This is a genomic window from Sediminibacterium sp. (genome assembly GCF_051861365.1).
Classification (GTDB): domain Bacteria; phylum Bacteroidota; class Bacteroidia; order Chitinophagales; family Chitinophagaceae; genus Sediminibacterium.
In genome coordinates, this window is record NZ_JBHYCW010000074.1 from 1 (window position 1) to 560 (window position 560).

The window sequence follows — 560 nt, forward strand, 5'->3', positions numbered from 1 at the left end:
AGTCGGGCCCGTATCTCAGTGCCCGTGTGGGGGACCAACCTCTCAGCTCCCCTATCGATCGTCGCCTTGGTGGGCCGTTACCCCGCCAACTAGCTAATCGAACGCATGCCCATCTATCACCAATAAATCTTTAACAAATATCACCATGCGGTGCCCCTGTTTTATGCGGTATTAATCCGGGTTTCCCCGGGCTATCCCCCAGTGATAGGTAGGTTGCATACGCGTTACGCACCCGTACGACAGTGACATTGCTGCCCCTTCGCCTTGCATGTATTATGCCTGCCGCTAGCGTTCATCCTGAGCCAGGATCAAACTCTCCATTGTAAATATTGTGTGATGTGACTTCCGAAAAAGTCCATCGAATGTTTCTAACGAACCTATCTTTTTGCTCTCTTCATCATGTCAAAGAACGTTGCTTCGGCTTCCCGAAACTCGCTGTGCTGATCGTTCTCAGCACCGTTGTTCCCGATTGGGAGTGCAAAAGTGCAGGGTTAATTTTTATTATGCAAGCACCAGCCGCAAATATTTTTAGATAAAATTCAGCAGAAATGCATAACCGG

1 rRNA gene is annotated in these 560 nt (G+C 48.9%); it reads right to left on the reverse strand.

From position 1 onward, the window contains the following. Positions 1–324, reverse strand: a 16S ribosomal RNA gene (locus ACTIEV_RS15515); the annotation flags it as partial. Positions 325–560: the final 236 nt, after the last annotated feature.